The sequence below is a fragment of the Acaryochloris sp. IP29b_bin.148 genome (assembly GCF_028285565.1).
Taxonomy (GTDB): Bacteria; Cyanobacteriota; Cyanobacteriia; order Thermosynechococcales; family Thermosynechococcaceae; genus Acaryochloris.
The window spans coordinates 1-19,165 of record NZ_JANQOY010000038.1 but is presented as its reverse complement, the minus strand read 5'-3'; the positions used below and the strand labels follow the sequence as shown (position 1 = coordinate 19,165).

The 19,165-nt window shown below is 49.7% G+C and carries 18 protein-coding genes and 1 tRNA gene; 8 read left to right on the top strand and 11 right to left on the bottom strand.

The genetic code is table 11. From position 1 onward, the window contains the following. Window positions 1-30: 30 nt before the first annotated feature. The 4 genes from Q0986_RS04010 to Q0986_RS03995 form a co-directional block, all read right to left on the bottom strand. Window positions 31-1,536: an AMP-binding protein gene (locus Q0986_RS04010; RefSeq protein WP_299404304.1), complete on the bottom strand. Its 1,506-nt coding sequence runs from the start codon at window positions 1,534-1,536 to the stop codon at window positions 31-33. A 4-nt stretch (window positions 1,537-1,540) separates the two neighbouring features. Continuing rightward, window positions 1,541-2,356 (bottom strand): SDR family NAD(P)-dependent oxidoreductase, encoded by an 816-nt coding sequence (locus Q0986_RS04005; RefSeq protein ID WP_299404300.1) that lies wholly within the window; start codon window positions 2,354-2,356, stop codon window positions 1,541-1,543. Window positions 2,357-2,392: 36 nt separating this feature from the next. Then, window positions 2,393-3,193, bottom strand: coding sequence for a class I SAM-dependent methyltransferase (locus tag Q0986_RS04000; protein WP_299404295.1), 801 nt, complete (start codon window positions 3,191-3,193; stop codon window positions 2,393-2,395). A gap of 159 nt (window positions 3,194-3,352) precedes the next feature. Beyond that, window positions 3,353-4,363: a protochlorophyllide reductase gene (locus Q0986_RS03995; RefSeq protein ID WP_299404292.1), complete on the bottom strand. Its 1,011-nt coding sequence runs from the start codon at window positions 4,361-4,363 to the stop codon at window positions 3,353-3,355. A 196-nt stretch (window positions 4,364-4,559) separates the two neighbouring features. On the opposite strand from Q0986_RS03995, the gene Q0986_RS03990 reads away from it, so the two are divergent. Then, window positions 4,560-5,033, top strand: coding sequence for a Rad52/Rad22 family DNA repair protein (locus Q0986_RS03990; RefSeq protein WP_299404289.1), 474 nt, complete (start codon window positions 4,560-4,562; stop codon window positions 5,031-5,033). A gap of 35 nt (window positions 5,034-5,068) precedes the next feature. On the opposite strand, the gene Q0986_RS03985 is transcribed toward Q0986_RS03990, so the two are convergent. From Q0986_RS03985 to Q0986_RS03970, 4 genes are all read right to left on the bottom strand, one after another. Then, window positions 5,069-5,449, bottom strand: coding sequence for a DUF1823 family protein (locus tag Q0986_RS03985; protein WP_299404284.1), 381 nt, complete (start codon window positions 5,447-5,449; stop codon window positions 5,069-5,071). Window positions 5,450-5,453: 4 nt separating this feature from the next. Beyond that, window positions 5,454-6,038: a DUF3611 family protein gene (locus Q0986_RS03980; RefSeq protein ID WP_299404282.1), complete on the bottom strand. Its 585-nt coding sequence runs from the start codon at window positions 6,036-6,038 to the stop codon at window positions 5,454-5,456. Window positions 6,039-6,044: 6 nt separating this feature from the next. Continuing rightward, window positions 6,045-7,238, bottom strand: a complete 1,194-nt coding sequence (locus Q0986_RS03975; RefSeq protein WP_299404278.1) for a Coenzyme F420 hydrogenase/dehydrogenase, beta subunit C-terminal domain — start codon at window positions 7,236-7,238, stop codon at window positions 6,045-6,047. A gap of 143 nt (window positions 7,239-7,381) precedes the next feature. After that, a complete protein-coding gene (locus tag Q0986_RS03970; RefSeq protein ID WP_299404273.1) occupies window positions 7,382-8,902 on the bottom strand; it encodes a Rieske 2Fe-2S domain-containing protein in 1,521 nt (506 codons plus the stop codon). 411 nt (window positions 8,903-9,313) lie between these two features. Here Q0986_RS03970 and Q0986_RS03965 point away from each other — a divergent pair, with 411 nt between their 5' ends. Continuing rightward, a complete protein-coding gene (locus Q0986_RS03965) occupies window positions 9,314-10,186 on the top strand; it encodes an HpsJ family protein (RefSeq protein ID WP_299404269.1) in 873 nt (290 codons plus the stop codon). A 67-nt stretch (window positions 10,187-10,253) separates the two neighbouring features. Next, window positions 10,254-11,600, top strand: a complete 1,347-nt coding sequence (gene murF / locus Q0986_RS03960) for a UDP-N-acetylmuramoyl-tripeptide--D-alanyl-D-alanine ligase (RefSeq protein ID WP_299404265.1) — start codon at window positions 10,254-10,256, stop codon at window positions 11,598-11,600. Between the two features lie 4 nt (window positions 11,601-11,604). Here murF and rph read toward each other — a convergent pair whose 3' ends face one another. Continuing rightward, a complete protein-coding gene (gene rph / locus Q0986_RS03955) occupies window positions 11,605-12,324 on the bottom strand; it encodes a ribonuclease PH (RefSeq protein WP_299404261.1) in 720 nt (239 codons plus the stop codon). Between the two features lie 241 nt (window positions 12,325-12,565). Here rph and Q0986_RS03950 point away from each other — a divergent pair, with 241 nt between their 5' ends. Both Q0986_RS03950 and dcd read left to right on the top strand, forming a co-directional pair. Then, complete coding sequence (locus Q0986_RS03950; protein ID WP_299404257.1) at window positions 12,566-13,102, top strand: P-loop NTPase family protein; 537 nt, start codon at window positions 12,566-12,568, stop codon at window positions 13,100-13,102. Window positions 13,103-13,118: 16 nt separating this feature from the next. Then, the gene (gene dcd, locus Q0986_RS03945; protein ID WP_299404354.1) at window positions 13,119-13,715 is read left to right on the top strand and encodes a dCTP deaminase; all 597 of its coding nucleotides are present in this window, start codon (window positions 13,119-13,121) and stop codon (window positions 13,713-13,715) included. An 11-nt stretch (window positions 13,716-13,726) separates the two neighbouring features. On the opposite strand, the gene Q0986_RS03940 is transcribed toward dcd, so the two are convergent. Both Q0986_RS03940 and Q0986_RS03935 read right to left on the bottom strand, forming a co-directional pair. After that, window positions 13,727-14,581, bottom strand: a complete 855-nt coding sequence (locus tag Q0986_RS03940; RefSeq protein ID WP_299404253.1) for a 2OG-Fe(II) oxygenase — start codon at window positions 14,579-14,581, stop codon at window positions 13,727-13,729. 19 nt (window positions 14,582-14,600) lie between these two features. Next, the gene (locus tag Q0986_RS03935; protein WP_299404249.1) at window positions 14,601-15,419 is read right to left on the bottom strand and encodes a cobalt-precorrin-6A reductase; all 819 of its coding nucleotides are present in this window, start codon (window positions 15,417-15,419) and stop codon (window positions 14,601-14,603) included. Window positions 15,420-15,655: 236 nt separating this feature from the next. Here Q0986_RS03935 and Q0986_RS03930 point away from each other — a divergent pair, with 236 nt between their 5' ends. The 3 genes from Q0986_RS03930 to Q0986_RS03920 all read left to right on the top strand — a co-directional run bounded on the left by Q0986_RS03930 (window position 15,656) and on the right by Q0986_RS03920 (window position 19,158). Beyond that, window positions 15,656-18,373 (top strand): EAL domain-containing protein, encoded by a 2,718-nt coding sequence (locus Q0986_RS03930; protein ID WP_299404246.1) that lies wholly within the window; start codon window positions 15,656-15,658, stop codon window positions 18,371-18,373. Window positions 18,374-18,596: 223 nt separating this feature from the next. Further along, window positions 18,597-18,959: a 50S ribosomal protein L19 gene (gene rplS / locus Q0986_RS03925; RefSeq protein ID WP_299404241.1), complete on the top strand. Its 363-nt coding sequence runs from the start codon at window positions 18,597-18,599 to the stop codon at window positions 18,957-18,959. A 126-nt stretch (window positions 18,960-19,085) separates the two neighbouring features. Further along, window positions 19,086-19,158, top strand: a tRNA-Trp gene (locus tag Q0986_RS03920). The last annotated feature ends 7 nt before the right edge of the window (window positions 19,159-19,165 follow it).

Sequence of the window (19,165 nt, the reverse complement as noted above, 5' to 3'; positions counted from 1 at the left end):
AATGAACAATATTGCTGATGGATAAACTCATCAGAAGGCTTTGCGGTTTAACTTACCCAAGGACGTATAGGGAAGCGCTTGTCGAAACTCAATCACAGCAGGCATTTGATAGCGAGCTACCCGTGGCTTTAGCCATGCCAATACCGTGGCTTGCTCTAAGTTCTCAGCAGGCTTAGGAATAATAATCGCTTTCAGTCGCTGGCCAAACTCTGGATCAGGAATCCCCAGAACCACTGCCGCTTCGATTCCTGGATGTTGGAGCAGCACATTTTCCAGTTCCAGGGGATAGACATTCTCTCCCCCCGAAACAATCATGTCATCCACCCGGCCACCCAAAAAGAGATTCCCTTCCCCATCTCGATAGGCCAAATCTCCCGTTTCTATCCACCCCTTAGCTCCCGCAGCCCAGGCACTGCGGATACAAAGCTGCCCTTTTTCCGAGGGTCCATCCGACTGGATCTGGACCTGAACCCCGATAATCGGCTTGCCAATAGAGTCTGGCTGCCGCTGCAATAGATCAGGATCCGCCAAGATACACAACCCCGCTTCAGAGGTGCCGTAGAGATTAAACAACACTGGCCCAAGCTGCTCTAAGGTCGCTTGAGCCAACGCCGGTCGCAGGGCCGCCCCGCCCGTGAGAATGCGCTGGAGGGAAGACAAAGCCGGGGCATTATGGGTGAGCATCCGCTGCAACATCAACGGCACCAGGGTAATCACCTCAATGTTGTCTTGGGCAATCAGGTCACAGGCCCGACCGGCATCAAATCGGCGGGTGAAATACTGTTGTGCCCCCAGGGTCACCCCAATTAACAGGGCCGCTAGCCCAAAGCCGTGATAAATCGGGGTGGCGATATATACCGTGCGATACCGATCCAAATGAACCTGCGAGAGTAGGGCAATAAAGGGAGGGAGGAAATCAAATAGGGAAGGTTTACGGCTGGCCGGTTTCGGCTGCCCCGTCGTTCCCCCCGTCATCACCACCACTTTCCCGGTCTTCACCTTACGCAGAGGAGTTGTGGATGGAGGCGTCACAGACATCCGATCCACAGAAGTGCCAGAGGGGCGATAGGTGGGAATGGCTTTATGGCTTAGAGAAAGGTTATCAACGACCGGAGTAAGTTCTGGATCATAAATGCAGTAGTCAAACTGAAGCTGATGCTCCATGGCCCGAATCTGATCCGCACTCATTTCGGGATTGACCAGAAACACATCTGCCCCTAACCGAGAGACAGCAAAAATGGCTTTGATGGCTGCGGCATGGTTACGGGCTGCGATCGCAATCCTCTGTCGTGGCTGAATTCCACAGTCTCTCTGCAATCCGACCGCAACCGCCTCTGCCTGTTTCCATAGCCTGGCGTAGGTTAATTCTTCCTGATCATCAATCACAGCAATCCGCTCTGGATGCAGCTTGGCCGCAATTCGCAACAAAGCCATCAAGTTAACCCCCGTCGTCCAAATCGCTTCCAGCAAGCGATACAGGCCGATAAAGGTTAGCAGACGCGTCCGATGCAGTTTTCTCAGCAGGGTAAAGATCATGGCTTTATCGTCTCCACCTCATCACCCCACTCCAAATCACTTCTCCCGGCCATCGCAGCAGGATAGATGCCAACTCCCCCATCATCAACCACCAAGGGGCAATGGTCCGAGGGCGGGCAACCATTGCTTTGCAAATCAGTTTAGCCACCTGATCTGGACTTAGCGCTGGCATATTCTGATAGGCTTTCGTCAGCGCAATCATCCGCGTGCGGACCAAAGGTAAATAAATCGAAGTGGTCTTTACCCCTTGGGCATTGAGTTCAGGGGCTGCACAGCGAAACCATTGGTCAAAGGCTGTTTTTGAAGCCTGGTAGGCCGCCCATTGGGGGGCAGGCAAGAGCAACACATTGATGGCCGAGATATTAATCATATGACCCTGCTGAGCCACCAGGGTGGGGGTCAAGGCCAACATCAACTGGACGGGACCAAAGTAGTTGATGTTCATGGTCCGGGTAAAGTCATAAAACCGATCCAATGAATCAAACAGCGATCGCCGAATCGACTTCCCTGCATTGCTCACCAAAATATCAATGCGATGGGGAAGCTGCTCTAGCAACGCTTCCACTTCTGTCGGCTGTCTCAGATCGCAGGGAAAAATAGTAGCCTGTCCACCACGGGCCTCAACCTGAGCTTGAACAGCCAATAGTTTCTCTTCAGTCCGCGCCACCAGAATTAGCCGAGTGGTCGGTAAGGCTAGGCGTAAGGCCAAACATTCTCCGATGCCATAGCTGGCTCCGGTAATCAGGACCGTTTTGCCTGCCAGCAGACGTTGGAGTTTACGGGGATTAACCCGAAGAAAAGGAAAGAATAAGAGATCCATAACGCTATAGGCCCTAGATTCGCCATATCTCTGGGGCTAAGCTGCTTTTTTATGAGCGATAACGCCCACCGTCGCATAATAAATGGCCCAAGCCTGTTTATCCTCCGCAAATCGGCCATAATTATCGATATCGGCCTGGGTGGCAGCGCCAGTTTCAATATATTTCTCCGCCAGTTGCATCGTAGACATTTTCATCATGGTGGCGAGGCCCGACCCCCCATTAGATAAATGAGTATCCACCTCTACCGAGAAGGTCTGTAAATCATAGGGCTGTAGTAGGGCAGGCAATTTAGCACCCAGACCATAATCCATCCCTCTTGCCGTAAACATCTGCAAAATAGCCTGGTTGACGTTATTGACAGCCTGACAAGCAGCATTTTCACCTGCAATTGCCCGAGCTGCGGCAAAGTCGGGTTCTTCCAAGACAATCCAGCCACCGGGTTTCACTAAATCCAACACCCTCGATAGCACGGTCTCAAAATCAGGAATATGGATCAGAACATACCGGGCATGCACTAAATCAAAGGATTGGTCTTCCAGGGGGAGGTGCTGGATATCCCCTTGCAAGACGTCCACCTGACTAGATTCCAGGTGGGCCACAAATCGTGTATCAAGATCAACCGCAACCACTTTGCCGCTCTCTTCGACCTTGCCGGCCATCCATTGGGTGATCGACCCCGCACCTGCCCCCACTTCTAAACATCTCCAGTGCGCCTTTATACCCGTTGACTGAAGTCGTTGATGACTAGTTGGGTCGAAGACTTGCTCAATCGCTTGGAGCCGTTCGAGTTCTTGGGCATATTGGGTTTCGGTAAAGATGTATTTAGACGGTGACATGCCGCTTGCTGCTCCATATTGCAAGTTTGATCAGCTCAATCCAGCTTGAACATATCCCCTACTGGTTAGACGGATCAAGATCTGACGAAATAGCAGAAGGGTCCAGTGCGATCGCACTGGACCCTTTGCGCCAATAGGTGGGAAAACGAGTGTAGAACCTTACGGCGATACGCTCATTTGGGGCATAGACGTATCCTGACTAGACAGACCCACGAGATCTGCACTTAATTCCCAAAGTCGTTGGGCTTTGGCATCGTCTAGGGACTCATTAGACATCTCTTGTTCAAAGGAGGGGCGTCCATCCTTCTGGCGATTGCCCCAACTCCAATACACACCCGATTTGCCAAAGAGTGGATCCGACACGACCTGAGCAACCCGCGTTCCAGCCAGTTCCTCAGTGACAAATCCACCTGTAATAAAGCGTTGAAACTTCGGAAATAGGAATCTAAACAGGGCAAAATGGTTGCGGAATAGACCGGTGGTCGCCACACATCCAGGATAAAGGGCACTGAAGGTAATCCCCGTAGAGTCATAGTAGCGACGATGGAGTTCGCGCATCGTCAGCATATTGCAAAGCTTGCTGTCTTTGTACGCTTTACCCGGCTTAAATTTCTTACCATTAATCATGGAAATCGGTGTTTTGAAGCCTGCTTCCAGCCCTCTCATATCTCCTAAGTCAGGGGGGGCCGGAATGGGAATCTTACCCCCCAGCTCCTTCGGATTAGCAGTCACTGTCCCCAGAATAATCAGACGGCGCTGATCAAAGGAGGAGCGCATTAAGTCTTCCAGCAATAGATTGCACAGGAGGAAATGACCTAAATGATTGGTGCCTACGTTTAACTCATATCCTTCTGCTGTGTAGAGTGGCTTCTTCAGCAGAGGCATGTAGATGGCGGCGTTACAGACCAGGGCATCTAGAGAGCGGCCCATTTCCCGAAAGGTTTTGACAAATCGGTGAATGCTTTCAAAGCAAGCCAGATCAAGATGGATGACTGAGTAACTATCGCGGGGCATACCCACCGATTGGGCAGCCGTTTCTGCCTTGAGAAAATTGCGACAAGCCATAATGACGTGCCATTTACCCGTTAAAGCCAAGGCTTTGGCCGCATATAAACCGACCCCCGAAGACGCTCCGGTAACCACCACGGTTTGTTTTTGATGTTTTTCCATTTGTCAGGCTACTTAAGCTTTTTTGACTTAAATTTACTAATCTTCAGATTCACACAGGAATAAGGGTTTCGGTAAATTCTGCAATAAACCTTAAGGAATGATCGACCAAAGACTGATAAATGGTTTCAGTAATTTGTGTATTGTCTCTCTATCTATCGAGGTATATAATAGTACATATGTACTTACAGGCAGACTGATGAACACTGAACGCCTCAATCAACTCAAAGCGCCCTTTCCGGCTTCAGAGCACCAAGATCGAATGCTTCCAGGGGGTGGCAAGTGGTTCTTTATTCCCTGGCAGCGGATTCGGAAACGTTTAAATGAAGTTTGTCCAGACTGGTCTGTGTCCTATAGCGATCCTGTGATTGTTGGAGAATATGTGGTGGTGCGTTGTCAGCTCACCATCGATGGCTTAACCCGCGAGGGGGTCGGTAACGATAAAGCTTATCCTGAGAAGCAGACCTACGGCACACCCATAGAACGAGCCATTGCCGATGCTTTCAAAAATGCGGCAGAACAGTTTGGGGTAGGTGCATATCTCGATAACCAAGAATTTGTGATTAAGCATATGCAGAAACAAGGAGATGGCAGAGCTTATGCCTATTCTGATGTTCGCCAGCAAATTCGAACTCAAAAAAATCGCCGCCCGTCGTTGAAAACAGCAGGTTAGCACTTCGCCTGACTACAGTGACAACCGAGGAATACCTATCCTTGAGACTGTTTCAGATAATTTAAGAACCAATTGACTGCTGTTGCTCGTCGGGTGCGACGAGGATTCAGTTGATCCACGGTATAGCCGCCAAAGCCTAACTCTTCTTTGAGCAACTGTTTATTTTCTTTGGGAATGGAGCGGGTTAGTTTAATTGTGGCTGGACGACTGCCAATAAAATCCGGCGGCTCTGGATAGGCTTCTGTCCACACATCAGCCACTTGCGAAACATCCCATGTCTGGGACGCTTCGTCAAAGCGGTATCCCAAGTGATGCCAGAGCATTTGATTAACGGTCTCATCCGGTATCTTCTCGTCCAAAATCGCCCAGAATGTCTCTGATGTTAATGCAGGTAAGTCAGATTCTGTTGCAACCATAAATTTATCCCGCTGGACGTTGTTGAGTAGTGCGCTGGAGGAGCCAGAGTGATGCCACAAGCCCTGCTAACTGGCCAGCAATGGTATTAATACAGGCTTGAATGACGAAGAGATCAATGGGTTCAACCAGCTGATTCGGATTGAGACTAAACACAGCTACGCCTTGAGAAATAGCCTTACCAATGATGGCCCCTACAAACCATTCACCCCCGATCACAGTCACTAAAATGCCGACCAGATCCGTGAGTAGCACCATTTTTATCAATCGGATCGTGCTGGTTTTGGACGGTACATCCCCCGCAGGGGCTAAAAACTGACGTCCCCACCGGGTATAGCGAAAACTCCAAAACACACTTACCCCCAAGAGCAAGATACCCCCGACGGTAAAGAGCAAACCTAAGCCACTAATGGTGTTACTGGCCTGATTGGGATTCCCTGCTCGACTCAAAGAGGCAAACAGGACCGTCACCCCCGAAATAATCCCTAACACCGCCTTGATCCAAAAGCTAATCCAGCCCACAATGCGAAACGAACCCCCCAAGTTCTTGAAATTGGGAGCCCGGGATAGAGAATCAGACGGTCGGGTCATGCAGGTTTAGTCCGGTAAGTCGTATTGACTAACAATGCGCTTCGCATACTCAGGTACGTGGGCATCTACTTTATCAGGATAGTTCCGCTTCACATACAGGTAGTTACGGGTAAAGTGTGAATCAATTGAGAATCGCGCATATTCTAAACCTCGGGGACCAATCTTGTCGATCACCACGCCCATTAGCTTAGCGGCCCACATGGGTAGGGTAACCCCTTTATCGTAGGCAGGGATGCTGTTTTGCACTGCCGCATGGCGATCGCCTTCGGCAATAACCGGCTGGGTTTCGAGTTGATCCATCACCAGATCTAGCATCTCTTGCCCCGTCTCGTTGCGAACCACCAGCCATTGCCAGCCAAAGGGGGAACCCATATAGCCCACCACCAGATCCGCTAGGGAGTTAGTGTAATCGAAACAGCTCATGCAGGAGGGAGCAAAAATATCCTTGAGCTTATTGGTCTTCAGGCCGAAAAAGGGCACCGTCTCAATCGAGCCATCTTCATGCTTAAAGTGGATGCGGAAGTCTTGCATAAATTCGTAGTGGACCACCGTATCGGGGGAACGGCTCGTGGTTTCTAAAAAAGTCTGCAACCCCGCCCGATTCACATTGTCCACACAGGGCGTCCCTAGAACATAGAGCTTTTCTAGCCCTAAGCTATCCTGAACCGACCGTAGGGCTTGGGTTTGACATCCCACCCCAATCACACAAAGACGCTTCATGCCCGACTGTTCAATCTGTTCTAAGACTGAGAGATTAGGAGATAGCGTCGGCTTGTTGACCCGTGCAGCGAGGACCTCTTCCGGGGTGCGGGCAATAACCGGCTTGGGTTGAAACCGATCTTCATCGGTATTTTGGATACAGACTACCCCTTCGACTTTGCCCTGCTTCAGCAGTTCCATGCCGATGGTGCTAACAATCCCCGTCCATTGGGCACCGGGAATTGGATCGACCTTGCGAGCCGTCATCATTTGGGTACTGACCCCAAAGTACCAATCATCCTCATTATCCAAGTCGCGGCTACGGCCATGGGCCTTCTCTTCTAGCTCCGCCACCTGCTGATTGAGGAAGGCACAGGCTTCTTTGACGTAGTGGATATAGTAGGTATCGCACAGTCCACATTCACTACAGAGTTCTTTAGCCGGTCGACGACTCGTGGATTTGAGGGCTTTGGCTTTTTTATGGGGTTGTACCGCAGTCATAATTAAAGATAGATTTCAGGACTCTCAAGCAATTGCAAAGTCTTGAATAGCAGGTTAGATAGCATACTGATTGTAAACAGTTTCGGGGCCACGGCCAAAGCTCCGCTATATTCTCCGCCTATGGTTGTTGAGTGTGGTCACGATCAATCATTATGAGCATGATCAAACTCATAGACATAAAACATACGGCTAAATCGTTGCAGTAAATAGCCCCCTGTGGCGAAGGCCACACTACAGAGCACTAACTCCCAAAACTCTAGTGGGGGAGCCATTAAACCTAAAGAGGCATCTGGGTGAGTCATGGCGTATAGGGCCTGCGATCGCGCATCTAGCATCACCGCTAACCCAAAGCAAACCACTGCACTAATCCATGCCACCCCCTTGGTTATCTGAATCCGGTTTAAGGCGGTCCGGCACACTTGGCAATCTTTGGTGTGGTTCTGCCATACATCAAATAACTGTTCTTTATCGCGTTGAGGGGGCGGCAGTTGGGGGTCACATTGCCAGGGAATCCCCCCGCCAGCTCGGGTCTTGATCCACTGTCGTAAGGTAATGACCATTTTGTCTTGCGGATTAGGCGTATAAACGGTCTCCAACCAATTCCCTTGTGTTAGGTCACCCATTCGCTGCTCTTGGTAGTGCAGAAACACCAAGTCTTGATGAAGGAATAGCGGCGCTAAAACATGTCCTAACCACACAGGCATTGGCCAAGCAAAAAAGCCTAATCCAGGCGGAGTTTTACCGTCCTTATCTTTGACTAAGACTTGACAACCAATGTGGCGACACCAGCCTGGACGAGTCGGGCTAGCATAAAGCGCCAGAATCATCTTTCCTCCACTTTTATAAGTTGATTCAGCCCGCATAAGGCATGGCGGTTGAAAGTCATGAATCGCTTGTTTGAGAGTGCCGGATACAGGTTGGATCTCAAAGGCAAACCCTTCTTGCGCTGACACTTTGCGAATTGTGTTCATGGTGTAATAGTTGGCATCCCGATAGCGATTGCCCATAATGCCGTGATGAGAAACGGGAACATGGGCTGGGTCAGCAACGTTTTCCATAAAAAAGTCCCAACCATAGGGAAAATCACGGACATACCAATGGAGTTTAATCACGCGATCGGACAACTCTTCTAGCTCAGGAACAATCCGAGGAGAACGCTCTTGGCTCAAGGACTGCGACGCCTCGCTGGCATCAGGCCAGACCCAAATTAAACCCTGCTGAACTTGAGTCGGATATGCGATCGCACAGGATCGCGGATTGGCCCGATGCCGTTTGGCTGTGTCCAGATCAAGGCTTTGGGGAATATCCAAGCAGTGACCCTTCGCATCAAAACGCCAAGCATGATACGCACACATCAAAGTGCCATCCACTTCGATCCGTCCTTCTGATAGGGGGGCAAGGCGGTGGGGACAGCGATCTTCAAAACAATGCCATTCTCCCTGCTGATCATGCCAAATCACTAGTTCCTTGCCCAATAACTGCATGGCATGGGGGCTTTTCAGATCTAGGAATTCAACCACTGCCACGGGATACCACTGCTGTGTCCATTGAAATTGCTCAGGTGCAGCCAAAGAAGGGGTGGCCTCTGTCTCAGACGATGGAAGGTCTGACGGCTGAGATGAAGTGTGATTGGAATCGAAGGACAAACGGTTTTGAGTGGTCACTGTCTTAAAGAGTGCGCTTGCAGGTAGGGGCCATCCTCCCTAATATAATCCTCAACGTCCCCACTCATAGGCTAATCTGTCGACCACAATCCACTGTCGAAGCTTTGTACTGTTGAAGCGTTGCATTGAAGGGAGTGAGTCCCCATCCTGTGTCTGTCGTCAGGAGGTTGCGGACAGGGAAGATGGCCAAGACGATGCCTCTTCCTGAACATCTTCAGCAACTCAGGCCTGTGATCAACCGTCATCGTTTGACAAAAGACCAGAGAATGAGAATTATAGAACAGACTAAAATTCCCAGAAGCACAGTCAGGATTTAGCAGGGAATCGCGCCTTAAACCTCGCCCTGGCTGGCTGAGATCTATCGAAGCTACATTCTCTGGCATTGTTGTTCACCCTTTACTTAAGTTACTCATGACTGTCTCTGAGAACCGTCCTAACTTACCTCCCTCTTCACGTGTTCTAACCGGGGTGGGCCTTGTTCTGGTATTGACCTTCTTCCTTGATTTTGTGGTCCGCCTGATGTCTCCCCAGCTCTTTCGAGCAAAGCTGCAACAACCGGAAGCTGCCAATGCCGAGTTGCTACAACTGGTTGAGCGCTTAGAAATTGAGTCTTCCCAAGTCAATCTTCTCCATGAACTGAGTGAAAGAGGCGTGATTCCTCTGATTGGTCTAGCGTTAATCTACGCTGGCTTTTGGTTTTACCGCTACTCTCGTACCGCCAGCGTGGAGTCACAAGCCAGCCCCAAGAAATTGTCTGCTTGGCAAGACTCTAAGTTTTGGACCTTTGTGTTCGCCAGTCTGTTGGGATTAATGTTTTTACTCATTATTCCCTTCCATTTTTCGAAAACGGGTAATGTCAGCAAGCTGAGATTAGACATTGTGGAACGAGAGTGGACCCAAACCAAAACCGTGATGGACCAACAGCTTAACCAGATCAAGCTCGAAGAACAACAATGGCAACAAATTGGTAAGGATCCCACCCAATTAGACCAATTGTTGCAAAGTCCCCAGCTGCCGCCTCAACAAAAAACACTGCTAACGCAGCTCAAGGAGAATCCGCAAGCGTTAAAACAAACGGTGGATGCTCGCACCAAGCAGCTACAACAACAGCAAACACAAGGCGCAGAACAGCTGGCAAAAGCCGAACAGAGAAAAGCTGAAGTCGTGAGTCAGACAGAAGGCGAACGGAATATCACCCGCCTGCGAGTCGCGATTAGAAGTACCCTATTAGCCGTTGGTTTTGCCAGTATCGGCTGGACGGGACTGCGAGATTCTTCCAACTAGGGTCACAAGACGGTCCGCAGGGTTTAGGAGATAATGACTAGCAGTCTTTAGAACGCATCCTTATCCCATGACCTTGCAGGCCCCCCTTGCCCAACTGATCGAAGTTCTATCCGCAGAGCCCCACAATATCTCTCAGGCTTTGACATCTCAGCAGGTTCAAGGCGTCAATACGGACACCCGCAGCCTTAAACCTAACGAGCTTTTTCTTGCCCTGTCTGGGGACAACTTTGATGGTCATCGGTTTGCAGAACAGGCCGTGCAGCAGGGTGCGATCGCAGCTATCGTTGACCACCCCATCGACGCAGCCATTCCCCAGTTAGTGGTTCCAGATACCCGAGTCGCCTACCAACGCTTAGGGCAGTGGTGGCGACAGCAGTTTCAAATCCCGATTATTGCCATTACCGGGTCTGTGGGTAAAACCACCACCAAAGAGCTAATTGCTGCTGTCCTCGGCACGGCCGGATCCGTGCTTAAAACCGAAGCCAACTACAACAATGAAATTGGCGTTCCCAAAACCTTGTTAGGGTTAACCGCTGATCATGACTATGCTGTGGTGGAAATGGGAATGCGAGGCCCTGGGGAAATCGCGGAACTCTCGCAAATTGCCCAACCCACCATTGGCGTGATCACCAATGTCGGTACCGCTCATATTGGTCGTCTAGGGTCTAGAGAAGCGATTGCCCAGGCCAAATGTGAGCTATTGGCCCAGATGCCCTCAGATAGCCTTGCGATTCTCAATGCAGACAATCCCTTGCTGATTAAAACCGCTAAAACCGTTTGGTCAGGGGCGCAAGTCACCTACGGCCTCGACTCTGGCGATTTACAAGGACAGGCCGAGGATCAAACACTACAGGTAGCGGGTCATTCCTTTCCATTACCCCTGCCGGGGGCTCATAATGCCTTGAATTATTTAGCGGCCCTTGCGATCGCACAACATCTCAATTTGGATCTAGCGCATCTACAGCAAGGTATTTCCCTGGAATTGCCCTCCGGTCGCGCTCGTAAACTCACTCTGCCCAATGATGTGGTGGTTCTAGATGAAACCTATAATGCGGGCCTGGAATCCATGCAGGCGGCTCTCCATTTACTCGCCCAAACACCAGGCCAACGGCGAATTGCAGTATTGGGGCCGATGAAAGAATTGGGCGATTATGCTCCCGAACTCCATCGCCAAGTGGGCCGTTTAGTCCAGGAGCTGAACATGGATCAGCTTTTGATCCTCGATCAAGGACCGGAAGGGACTGCCTTAGCAGAGGGAACAACTACGGTCCCCACGGAGCAGTTTGCGGAACATCAAGCCCTGATGGACTATCTCGATCAGCATATTCAGCCGGGCGATCGTCTTCTCTGTAAAGCCTCCCACTCCGTCGGGCTAGACCGCATTGTCGACCATCTCACCCGAGTTAAGGCTTAGTCGCTTACGAGGCTAACGCCTGACGCTGGGCCTCGATTAACTGTTGAATGCCAACTTCTGCCAGGTCCAGCATTTGATTGAGCTGGGGGCGAGGTAGGGTGCCTTCTTCAGCCGTCCCTTGCACTTCTAGCAGCTCTAACTGTTCCGTTGCCACAACATTTAAATCCACCGCTGCACCGACATCTTCCGGGTAGTTGAGGTCTAGAAAGGGCTGACCTTCTAGCAACCCAACCGATACGGCAGCGACATGATGACGAATGGGGGATTGGGGGATTTCTCCCTTGCTCACCAGCTGATTCACAGCATCCACTAGGGCCACAAATCCACCCGTAATGGATGTCGTGCGCGTCCCCGCATCGGCTTGTAAGACATCGGCATCCACCACTAAGGTTCGCTCTCCTAGTGCTTGCAAATCGAGGGCTGCCCGCAAACTCCGACCAATTAATCGCTGAATTTCTTGGGTTCGTCCCGATAATTTCATCAGTTCTCGACGCTGCCGTTCTGGGGTCGCGCCAGGGAGCATGCGATATTCTGCCGTTAACCACCCTTGGCCCGTGTCTTCTAAAAACCGGGGGACACCGGACTGCACAGAAACCGTGCACAGCACTTTCGTCTGTCCACATTCCGCCAGTACCGATCCAGCAGCAAAGCGGGTATACTCTCGTTGAAACCGAATCGGTCGAAGCTGATCCGGTTGACGGCCATCAGGACGTTGCCAAGTCATGTATGCTTATTCTCAACTACACAGGGGCTGGCATCTACCACTGACCTAAGTATGGTGGGTGAGCCAATTTAAATCCCAACCAGCATACTCTAGATCAACCACCAGACATCCAGGCTTTAAGAAAAGATTCTTTCAAAACTTAATACTTCCCATAAAAATGTTGACGAATCCGATAGATATGGTGTTGACTATGGGGGAAAGTTACAGGTAAACGCTACATCTGTTGTTAGCATCCTCAACTATGGTCGCCCAGCTAGATACGCCTCCCAAAGCCGTTGATTCTCCCTCACGCCATATTATCGAAGGCTTGGTCAAAATTTTTACTGCACCGCATCGCAGCTTTTTTACCTCAGTGATGGCGCAAGCGTTACGGGAAGCTGGGCAAGGGACGCGAGTACTCGTCGTCCAATTTCTGAAAGGGGGCATCAATATGGGCCACCACCACCCCATGCACCTCTGCCAAAACTTGGACTGGTATCGCTGTAATTTACCGCGCTGTATTGATACGCCAGAGTTAGAGACCGATGAAATGCAGGCCATGGAAGATCTGTGGCAGCATACAAAAACTGCGATCGCAGATGGGGATTACTCCCTTGTGATTTTGGATGAACTGAGTTTGGCACTTCACCTGAATCTCATTCCCGAATCAGAAGTCCTAGGGTTGATTGAGCAGCGTCCTCGGCATATTGATATGATTTTGACGGGGCCGAATATGCCCTCATCCCTGATGGATGTCGCCGACCAAATTACTGAGATGCGACGCAACGTTTGCCCTTAGTCCTGAAGAGGTTTCTGTGATCAAAAATGATGCCTGGATCACCAGGATGGCTAATCAAGGCATGATTAGCCCTTTTGAGCCCCAGCTCGTACGGGAAGTGGAAGGCAATCCAGGGGTCTCTCAGCGCGTGATTAGCTATGGTTTATCGTCCTATGGCTATGACTTACGGTTAAGTGCCAACGAATTTCGCGTCTTTCGCCACATCCCTGGCACCATCGTTGATCCCAAGCACTTCAACCCCGCAAATTTAGAGCCCGCAGCCCTGCATACGGATAAGAATGGCAGCTATTTTATCTTGCCTGCCCACTCCTATGGTCTGGGAGTCGCTCTAGAACGCTTAGCGGTGCCAGAGAATGTCACGGTGATCTGTATTGGCAAAAGCACCTATGCCCGTATTGGTCTAATCGCCAATTTGACCCCCGCTGAAGCTGGCTGGCGAGGCCATTTAACTCTGGAGTTTTCGAATTCATCCAGCGCCGACTGTCGGATTTATGCCAATGAAGGGATTGTCCAACTGCTCTTTTTTGAAGGCGAGCCCTGTACCGTCAGCTACGAAACCCGGCAAGGTAAATATCAAGACCAGGAAGAACAGGTGACGTTGGCGAGGCTATAATCTCTGCTTCGTTAACGGCGGATCCAGCCATTGATCGTAAAGCGGCTATCGGCAAACGTTCTAGAAGGACAGCTTACGGGCAAGACCTCATGCATATAGCGGCTGAGGAAAAAGACGATGCTGTTATTGCGGGGATCAACGGTTTGGTAGGAATCTGCCGCCACATAAAAGTTATTTTCAATTTTGCTGTCGTAAACCTGTAGTTCCCCACCTGAAAAGGGTTTAGGGTGCTGATAAAAGTAATAGACGTAGGTCAGTTCCCGTGTGGCCGTATCTGGACTGCCGTTATCGTTGTGCAACTTATAAAAGTTGCCATCATTATGAGAGGTGAGCTGGGTTTCGATCTCAGAGGCCCGAAAAACCGGGAGATCTAGTTGTTTCAGCACCTCGGGTAAAACCTGTTCAATACGCTCCAAAACCCGATCTGCCAATCTATCTAAATGGGGCAGAATCTTAGACTGGCGATAATCGGGCGTATCCGTTGTGGTTTGGGTGGGCACAAACGAAGATTCGTGCTGAATGGCGGTTTGTAATAAGGTGTGATGTTCAGCTGTTGTCAAAAAATCGTCCATCTGCACATAGGGCGATGGGATCACCCCTGGTGCAGGTGCTGGATCCAAGGCTGACTGAATATACATGGGCGGCTCCGTCACTAAGCCCACGAGATGCTGGCTCGAAAAACAGAGCCCTGCATGGCCCGCCTGTAAGGGGATTTGAAACAATTCTGGCGGCTGTGCAGGCTGAGAGGGGGGTAGAACCGCTTGAAATAAGCGCTGCAATAGTGGATCCGTAGACTGCAGATAGACAGTTTGGTGGTGTCCGCCTTGGAGAAGCAGGTCGACTTTAACGGTAGAAGGGGGAGTCATAGCTGCATATTATTTCAGATCATGGCCATTGACCGTCGCGACTTGGCATCCCCTCTTGAGCGTTCAGGGCAGTCCGACAAAACTGTATCGCAGTGTCTAAATCGCTTGTTTGTTGAGGGTAGGCCAATGCGGGACGCTTAATGATAATCAAGGTTACCCCCAAGGCTTGAGCCACACGCCGCTTAATCTCTTCGCCGCCAGGTGAACCGGAGGCTTTGGTGACGACAACAGAGATTTGCCAGTGTTGCCACAGGGCTTTTTCTAGGTCAAAGGAAATGGGAGGGCGCAATGCGATGATGCGATCGCACCTAAATCCCGCCTCAACTGCTGCCTGCAACGCCGAGGACCGTGGTAGAACTCTGACAAATAATGTACTGCTAGCGTGATACTCCTGGAAGTGCGGCAACCATTTGCTGCCAACGGTTAACAGAACCCGCTGTTGTTGCAAATATGAACCTTGCAACAATTGTGAGAGGGTGTCCACCTCAACGATCCAAGGATTCCGCCCAGCAGCAGAAATTATCGCCGAAGACCGCTCAAACCTGAGATAAGGGAGCTGAAGTTGACGAGAGGCTTGCATCGCTAATTGCGAAATTTCTATAGCATAGGGGTGAGAAGCATCTAAAATAACGCCAATTTGGTGAGTATGGCAGAATTTTCTCAGCTTAATGTAGTTGAAAGCTCCCGTACACACTTTTAATCCTATTAAAGCAGGGTAAAGTGCTTGGGCAGAGGGGGAAAGAACCGTCACCACGCAGGGAAGTTGGCAACGACTGAGCGCAGCCGCCAAATCGACACTTTCTGTCGTACCACCGATTAACCAAATTTGTGAGGGCATCCTAGGATGGCGTCCAATGGGTCGGAATCAGCATTAACACAACTATTCGCTCAGGTTATAACGACACTACTTAGCCAATGTCTGAAGAAAAATGCAATTTAAACAGATTGATTTGGGCATCTTAAATATAAGAACCAATTCGTTCTACCTCAAGGGGGGAAACCTAGCTTATAGGTTGTGAGGTTGTTGATTTCAGTGCAGATACCTATAAAAAAGACTCTGCTTTTAAAAGCCTTTTGACAACTCTCGATAGACTTGAGTACGACTTGGTTGTGGAGATCAATCAGAAAAAACAGGCCCGACATTTACTCCTTTTTGAGGATAAAGAAGGGTTAAGGTTGGTGCCTCTAGAAGCATCTTCGCACTCCTTAGGACGCGATCCAACCAACTCCATTGTTCTGCATTCTAAGGCAGTCTCTCGTCAGCATGCCTTATTACTCAGGGTAACCAGCTCTAATCCCAACGACTATGGTTTTTTGCTGATTGACGGAGACTTGCAAGGTCAACGCAGCACCAACGGCATTAAGGTGAATGGCGTTAAATGTCGCTCCCGCCGTCTTCAAGATCAAGATCTATTGACGCTGGGTAACCATATTAAAGCCAGATATATTGCCGTTGCCCCCCAATCTGATGAAGAATTTGAGGAATACTGCCGTAACGCCGATCGCCAAGCCCTCTTTTCTCCGCCTGCCTCTCAAGCCACAGTCATCCCTGAACAACCTTCAGCACTAGAAGAGGAAGGACTGGACGAAGCCCCCTTGATTCGGCTCGCGTCCTTTCCTGAAATTTCGCCCAGCCCCATGTTAGAGATTAATCTCGACGGGGAGCTAACTTACCTGAATCCAGCCGCAGTACATGCCTTTCCAGAACTGCCATTGCTGGGCATGCAGCATCCAACCTTAAACGGCTTACTCCAATTAATTCAAACCTCTGATACCCACATCTTGGTCCGGGAAATTACCGTTGCAGACAAGATGTATGAGCAATCTATTCACTTTATTTCCGAAAGTGATCTGATTCGCTGCTGTGTGTTTGATATTACAGAGCGCAAACTGGCAGAAGCAGAACTTCGCAAGCGCGATCGCCTCCTGCAAAGTGTAGCTCAGGCTACCACACACCTGTTAGAGAATATTGGCTACGACGCCATCGATACAGCATTGGCGATTCTCGGAGAGGCAGCAGGGGTTGATCGAATCTGTATTTGTAAAAATCATTCCCTGCCGAATACTGGCGAAAGTGCGACGAGCATGCGGTTTGAATGGACGCGTGCATCTGTAGAACCCGTGATTCATCGCCCGCATCGGCAAGAGCAAAGTTACCATTCCCCTCACCTCAAGCGATGGTATCACTCCCTCACCGATGAAGTCACCATCCGTAGCTTGGTCCAAGATTTACCTGAAGCTGAGCAACATGTTCTAGCGCAAGACAATATCTTGTCCATTTTGGTCGTTCCTATCATTGTTAACTATCGTTTTTGGGGCTTTATCGAACTGCACAACTGCACCCGAGAATATCACTGGTCACTCCAAGAAGAGTCCATTCTGTTTGCGATGTCAGCTAGCATTAGTGCCGCACTGCAACGCCAAGATAAAGAGGAAATTATTCGACATCAAGCCTTTCATGATGCGCTGACCGATCTTCCCAACCGGGTCTTATTTAACGATCGCCTTGATCTGGCCTTAGCTGAAGCGCAACGCAATAACCGCAGCGTGGCTGTGATGTTTATGGACTTAGATCGCTTTAAGCTCATTAATGATACGTTGGGCCACTCCATAGGTGATGAATTGCTGAAAGAAGTAGCACTCCGGCTACAAGATTGCCTGAGGGATGGAGATACCGTTGCTCGTTGGGGTGGAGATGAATTCACGGTGCTTCTGCCTAGAATTGACTCGGTCAACGATGCGATGAATACGGCTTATCGGATCTTAGATGCCTTAAAAGCCGCTTTTGTCATTCGCAGACATGAATTATTTGTCACCACCAGCATTGGTATTGCCATCTATCCAGAAGATGGCCAAGAGGCAGAAATTTTACTGCAAAATGCTGATGTCGCTCTGTATCGCAGTAAAGAGCATGGGCGAGGCACTTGTCAGCTCTACAATCCGACGATGAACGCAACTGAACAATTTGTGTTGGAAAATAGTTTGCGTCATGCCTTGGATCGAGAAGAGTTTATTCTTCACTATCAACCCAAAGTCAATATTTGTACCGGTGACATTGTGGGCTTAGAAGCCCTGGTGCGCTGGGAACATCCAGAAATGGGTTTGGTCTCACCGGCCACATTTATTCCCATTGCCGAAGAAACGGGCTTGATTGTGGAATTAGGAGAATGGGTGTTGAGAACGGCCTGCCAGCAAGCCGTCCTCTGGCATCAAATGGGCCTCACGCCGTTATCCGTTGCGATTAACCTATCGGCTCGTCAGTTTTATCAGCCTAATCTGGTTGAAATTGTGGCGCAGGTCCTAGAAAGTACAGGGCTAGATCCCCAACAGCTAGAGTTGGAAATTACGGAAACCATTGCGGTCAAAAATATTGAATTTGCCAAGTCAATCCTATGGAATTTACAAGAACTGGGCGTCCATATTGCGATGGATGACTTTGGCACCGGTTACTCCTCCCTCAATTACCTTAAGCAGTTGCCCTTTAATACGCTGAAAATCGATCAATCTTTTATTCAGGATTTAAAGCCTGAGTCCAAGGATGCCGAGATTATCAATGCTGTGATTGCCTTAGGCAAAGGGCTAGATTTAAAAGTGGTTGCCGAAGGGGTTGATAACGAAGAACAGTTAGAAATGTTGCGATCGCTCAATTGTGAAATTGTCCAAGGCTATTTATTTAGCCGTCCCCTCAACGTCGACAGTACAACGAATATCTTGCAGGCCAACTGGCTACAGCGGACTCAGCCACCCCCTCTGCGGCGCAACTTAGCATTGAGCCCATCTCCATTGACATAGCCTGGGAGATCCTGAACCTAAAACCTGTAGTGCATTGTTGGCTGACACTTGGTAAAACAGCCGTCTTATCTAAGATGAAAAAAATAGTAGCCTCGAAGTTGCCACTGTAGCGTTAGCAAACGATGGGTGGTACACCATACTGATGATTGGATTATTGATTTGATCTAGACAGTTGAATTAAAAATATAGTATCCTTGGAGCTTGTGGCTTTTTGTGATTTTTTATGCACGCTGAGGAGATCATTCGCTCAATTGAAGCGGAGCATCTTAAGGAAAAACTACCAACCATTTATGTTGGTGATACTGTCAGAGTCGGAGTCCAAATCCGCGAAGGCAATAAAGAACGAACCCAGCCCTATGAAGGCACTGTGATTGCTAAACGGCATGGTGGGATCAATGAAACCATCACTGTTCGGCGAATTTTTCAGGGTGTCGGTGTAGAGAGAGTTTTTCTCGTACACTCTCCCCGGATCACTAATATTAAGGTGATGCGGCGAGGAAAAGTACGGCGAGCAAAACTATATTACCTACGAGATCGTGTAGGTAAGGCGACCCGCGTTCAACAGCGGTTTGACAGAGAGTTGTAGGCTGCGAGCAATGCCTCGGCACATCGCACAAACAACCTCATGCGCTACCGTATCACGGTAAAATTAGGATGGTTGAATAGCCTGTACAAACCTTGGTAGCTGTCCAAACCACCAAGGTAGTCGTATGCGCCTTTAGTTCAGTTGGTAGAACGCAGGTCTCCAAAACCTGATGTCGGGGGTTCGAGTCCTCCAGGGCGCGCTCAATT

Coding starts and splice junctions, on each gene's coding strand:
- Q0986_RS04005 (WP_299404300.1), bottom strand. CDS start 2,356: ATGGATCTCTTATTCTTTCCTTTTCTTCGGGTTAATCCCCGTAAACTC.
- rph (WP_299404261.1), bottom strand. CDS start 12,324: ATGACTTGGCAACGTCCTGATGGCCGTCAACCGGATCAGCTTCGACCG.
- Q0986_RS03990 (WP_299404289.1), top strand. CDS start 4,560: ATGAACACTGAACGCCTCAATCAACTCAAAGCGCCCTTTCCGGCTTCA.
- Q0986_RS04010 (WP_299404304.1), bottom strand. CDS start 1,536: ATGATCTTTACCCTGCTGAGAAAACTGCATCGGACGCGTCTGCTAACC.
- Q0986_RS03980 (WP_299404282.1), bottom strand. CDS start 6,038: ATGACCCGACCGTCTGATTCTCTATCCCGGGCTCCCAATTTCAAGAAC.
- murF (WP_299404265.1), top strand. CDS start 10,254: ATGACCTTGCAGGCCCCCCTTGCCCAACTGATCGAAGTTCTATCCGCA.
- Q0986_RS03995 (WP_299404292.1), bottom strand. CDS start 4,363: ATGGAAAAACATCAAAAACAAACCGTGGTGGTTACCGGAGCGTCTTCG.
- Q0986_RS03965 (WP_299404269.1), top strand. CDS start 9,314: ATGACTGTCTCTGAGAACCGTCCTAACTTACCTCCCTCTTCACGTGTT.
- Q0986_RS03975 (WP_299404278.1), bottom strand. CDS start 7,238: ATGACTGCGGTACAACCCCATAAAAAAGCCAAAGCCCTCAAATCCACG.
- Q0986_RS03950 (WP_299404257.1), top strand. CDS start 12,566: ATGGTCGCCCAGCTAGATACGCCTCCCAAAGCCGTTGATTCTCCCTCA.
- rplS (WP_299404241.1), top strand. CDS start 18,597: ATGCACGCTGAGGAGATCATTCGCTCAATTGAAGCGGAGCATCTTAAG.
- Q0986_RS03940 (WP_299404253.1), bottom strand. CDS start 14,581: ATGACTCCCCCTTCTACCGTTAAAGTCGACCTGCTTCTCCAAGGCGGA.
- Q0986_RS03985 (WP_299404284.1), bottom strand. CDS start 5,449: ATGGTTGCAACAGAATCTGACTTACCTGCATTAACATCAGAGACATTC.
- Q0986_RS04000 (WP_299404295.1), bottom strand. CDS start 3,193: ATGTCACCGTCTAAATACATCTTTACCGAAACCCAATATGCCCAAGAA.
- Q0986_RS03935 (WP_299404249.1), bottom strand. CDS start 15,419: ATGCCCTCACAAATTTGGTTAATCGGTGGTACGACAGAAAGTGTCGAT.